Consider the following 3,670-nt stretch of genomic DNA (forward strand, 5'->3'; position numbering starts at 1 on the left):
TTACTTACTATAACCACCATAGATATCAATGGAATCGAAAAAAGATGACCCCTGTTCAATACAGAGATCATCTTTTAGAAGTAGCTTAGGCTTTTTTAAAATGTCCTTTACAAAGGGTACACTTTAAAGAATGGTCTGTCCTTTTTGAGAAGCGGGGGTGGGCAAAGTCCCATCCTCTTTAAATACTGGGCTAGCTGGATTCGAACCAACGCATGTCGCAGTCAAAGTGCGATGCCTTACCGCTTGGCTATAGCCCAATGATATTGCTACATAGGATAGTATGAGAGCAGAGGAAGAATAATATACAGGTTTTTTTAAAAAAATTTGTGAACGGCAGCAACAGTTTTTTGAAGTCCTTACTTTTTATAAATGGATTATAACCAGGTCCTTACCTCTGAAAATTTTTTATTTTCATAAAAATCAAGTTTGAATGAAAAAACGTTCATTTTGAAAACAAGATATAAGATACTGAGGTAAGAAGTGATCATAAAGGAGACCAGCATAAGGTACAATTTAATTTGAGGTGATATCAATGATAGTAGTGAGTTCTTGCTTAGCAGGATTAGAAGTGAGATATAACGGTACGCACAGATTAGATAATAAGATACGAAAATTAATGGAAGAGAATAAAGCAATTACTGTATGCCCGGAATTGCTTGGTGGCTTTTCTACTCCCAGAGAACCAGCCGAGATAATAAGTGGTGACGGGGAAGATGTATTGGATGGTAAAGCTAAAGTGGTCGAGAAAACAGGTAGAGATGTTACGGAACTGTACATAAAAGGAGCTTACTCAACACTAAAAAAGACAAAAGAGATTGGAGCGACAATAGTTGTACTTAAAGAATATAGCCCATCCTGTGGAAGTACAATGATTTATAATGGTGAATTTAAAGATAAGAAAATTATTGGAAATGGAGTTACAACTGCTTTGCTTAAAAGAAATGGAATACAAGTAATTTCAGAAAAGCAGTTTTCCGAAAACATCCTTAAAAATAATTAATATTATCTTCCACTATGTGGCGGTTTAATAAAGCAAGATTAACGCCCAAGGTTGAAGCAGCAGGAATCTAGTAATTCCTATTTTTTGTATATATTATTTGAAACGAAATCTTCCTGTTCAGTGGTTTGGTAATGTCCCTGGTAGAATATACTTTATAAAAACATACGTTCATGTTTCCGAGATTCGAGGGGGTATGGCAATTTTCGATATTCTTTTAGTTATAATTTTACAAATATTACAATAATTATGATAATCTCTAAGTAGAGTACTTCTGGCCGGAATAACTCGAAATCAATAGAGGAGGTATATCTGATGAAGAAAATATTTAGAGTTACAGTATTAGTCTTAGTAATGTCAATTTTCGGAGTATCATCATCACTGGCAGCTACGTCAACGTTTGTTACAGAGGATGGCCGGTATGAGACAAGTTTAACAACGTCCAGCTCAAAAAATGATGTGAGGATTAGTGTTTCGAGTTTGAAGAGAATTTATTATAATGGAGCTTTTGGGTCGGCAAGTCCGAGTATGCTGCAAGCTAGATTATGTTCCGCTTCAACAGGTAACTGTACAGTATTTCATTCATTAAGCGGAGGAAGTACGACATTTACTAACATGATTCCATCTACATACTATGTTGATATCAGAGACTCGTTAAGTGGTTCACAAATCGGTGGGACTGTAAATGCATACGCTTACTAAATAAAAAATGGTAACAGCCTCTCTCTTTTTTAAAGAGAGGTTTTTTTATGGGCTTGATCCCGCAAATCACAAAGCAGTAAAATCAGGCGTATAATGAAGGTGGATTTTTCTTATTCAAACTAATTAGTATTGGAGTAGAATGGAAATAATATAATGACTCTCTCTATAATTAATAATATGTTGCAGAAGAACAGAGTTGTTTTTGATGGCTCTTTCTTATTTTGAACCACAGTACTCTATACAGATGATAAAGTTGTTTGATTTTTATTCAATTCATATGCAACCTGGCCCGTTTGTTGAATAGCATAACAAACATTTCTAAAGGCCTTTATTATTTTAGTAACCCTAATTTCTTAGTAGACTTTATACTGCGAAGAAAATAATAAATCTACTCTAGCTCCTGTAAAAAACGAGCAAAAAATTGCCCGATACTTTTTAAAAACCTTATATTGCATTAGATAATTTGGCTATTGCATCTTGTTCTGATGAAACAAAAAATATATTGTTGCCCTTATTACACACATAAATGAAATCTTTAAGTGGTTTACTAGTATAAGACGAAAAATCCCCGAAGATTGCAAATTTAATTTTGTAGTTAATGAATTTTTGAAGGATACCCCTGCGAGTTTTGTACTGAGATTAAAGAATTCTTCTGAAATTCCATCTTTTGTGTTTTGTGCAATTCGGTTACTGCCTGTTTCGCAGCTAAGAGACATTATAAATTCCAACGCACTTTGTTCATCAGATAAAACAATTGAATCTGCACGAGCAATTATAATGATATGTCCATTCATTTCTGTCTTTGTTATATTCAAATTACACGCTCCAATCAAATATAATTATGTAATGTACATTAATACAAAGTACGAAATAGTTGATTTCCGTTAGGGCTTTGTTGCAAAGGAGAGAACGCTAAGTTTCGTACATTCTCTCCTTTGATATAAATCTAATTTTCTTTTTCTTGTTAGGATTAATAGAATATTAAACCACACGTTTTATTGAACGGTTGTTGTATTCAGAATAAGCTAGAAGCTATACTATTGCTTCTTCATAATACCTGCTTCCTGAAGCTTTACTAATAGCTTGTTAAAGTCTGCTACTAACTCAGGTAGTGTACTTGCAGTAGAATCAGCTTGGTGTTCTATCTGAAAACTAACTTCGTCGGATTGTATCTTAACTAGAGTGCCTAATCCGGGAATTAATTTTTTTGCCTCATGTGTCACAGTTATCACCTCCTTTCAATTACTCCATTACATCTCTCAGTATCTACTTGAAGCGGTAATAAGTGTTGTATACAAGGATAAACATATAGGAAAAAACAATAGCAATACCACTATTAAATCTATACCCATCAAGGCAAATGATAACAATAACGCTTCTAACACAAAAACCATCATGTCATATGCTTTCGCTTTTGGCTGATTAGTGATTGCCAAATTATGCTCACCTTTCTTATTATATTAAAGATGGATGCACTTCTATTATAGGTGGAGAAAGCTTTAATACGATATATGCTACAATATAAAAAAGGTAAACTATGGATGAATACCACTGCAATAAGACTTATAACGAAATTAAATTCTTGATTTAACCCGTCAAGGACATATTATGAAACAGTGCTTTAATAAAGGAGTTGTATAAAATGGATAAAAAAAAGGATACAGAAATAAAACGCTCTTCAAAAGCAGAAAACATTCTACCTCAGATCAATAGTAAAACTAAGCTAGGCGACTTACGAAAAATCGCGAAGGACATTAAAAAAGATCACGAACTAGCTATGGAACTTTGGTCAACCGACGAGTTTTTGCCCAGACTATTAGCAATCTTAATTATGGACAAAAAACTTCTTTCACAAGATGTGCTGAATGAGCTTGATAAGGATATGCAGACTCACGCTTTTGATGAGCGAAATAACTTAATGGATTGGTTAATGGCTAATCAGCTCACTAAAGACAAGAAGAAAATTGCATT

Annotated in this window: 4 protein-coding genes, 1 tRNA gene and 2 pseudogenes; 4 read left to right on the plus strand and 3 right to left on the minus strand. The window is 33.8% G+C overall.

What is annotated here, in order from left to right; translation table 11 throughout:
• Positions 1 to 89: IS3 family transposase (locus HP456_RS21180; RefSeq protein ID WP_146159189.1), on the plus strand; the 89-nt coding region annotated here is incomplete at its 5' end.
• Between the two features lie 96 nt (positions 90 to 185).
• On the opposite strand, the gene HP456_RS21185 is transcribed toward HP456_RS21180, so the two are convergent.
• A tRNA-Gln gene (locus HP456_RS21185) sits at positions 186 to 257 on the minus strand.
• A gap of 275 nt (positions 258 to 532) precedes the next feature.
• Between HP456_RS21185 and HP456_RS21190 the strand changes: the two genes are divergently transcribed.
• Positions 533 to 1,000, plus strand: coding sequence for a 2-thiouracil desulfurase family protein (locus tag HP456_RS21190; protein ID WP_172254803.1), 468 nt, complete (start codon positions 533 to 535; stop codon positions 998 to 1,000).
• A 312-nt stretch (positions 1,001 to 1,312) separates the two neighbouring features.
• A complete protein-coding gene (locus tag HP456_RS21195; RefSeq protein WP_172254805.1) occupies positions 1,313 to 1,699 on the plus strand; it encodes a hypothetical protein in 387 nt (128 codons plus the stop codon).
• A gap of 444 nt (positions 1,700 to 2,143) precedes the next feature.
• On the opposite strand, the pseudogene HP456_RS21200 reads toward HP456_RS21195, so the two are convergent.
• Positions 2,144 to 2,514 (minus strand): annotated as a pseudogene (locus tag HP456_RS21200) (DUF4180 domain-containing protein).
• 222 nt (positions 2,515 to 2,736) lie between these two features.
• Positions 2,737 to 2,922 carry a hypothetical protein gene (locus HP456_RS21205; RefSeq protein WP_172254807.1) on the minus strand — a complete coding sequence of 62 codons (186 nt, stop codon included), beginning with the start codon at positions 2,920 to 2,922 and terminating at the stop codon, positions 2,737 to 2,739.
• Positions 2,923 to 3,341: 419 nt separating this feature from the next.
• On the opposite strand from HP456_RS21205, the pseudogene HP456_RS21210 reads away from it, so the two are divergent.
• Positions 3,342 to 3,670: pseudogene (locus HP456_RS21210) on the plus strand (DNA alkylation repair protein); the annotation flags it as partial.

This window comes from Bacillus haikouensis, from assembly GCF_013179555.1.
Taxonomy (GTDB): Bacteria; Bacillota; Bacilli; order Bacillales; family Bacillaceae_B; genus Rossellomorea; species Rossellomorea haikouensis_A.

Bases quoted from the DNA above. Each gene is read 5' to 3' on its own strand.
- HP456_RS21190 (WP_172254803.1), top strand. From the start codon at position 533: ATGATAGTAGTGAGTTCTTGCTTAGCAGGATTAGAAGTGAGATATAAC.
- HP456_RS21195 (WP_172254805.1), top strand. From the start codon at position 1,313: ATGAAGAAAATATTTAGAGTTACAGTATTAGTCTTAGTAATGTCAATT.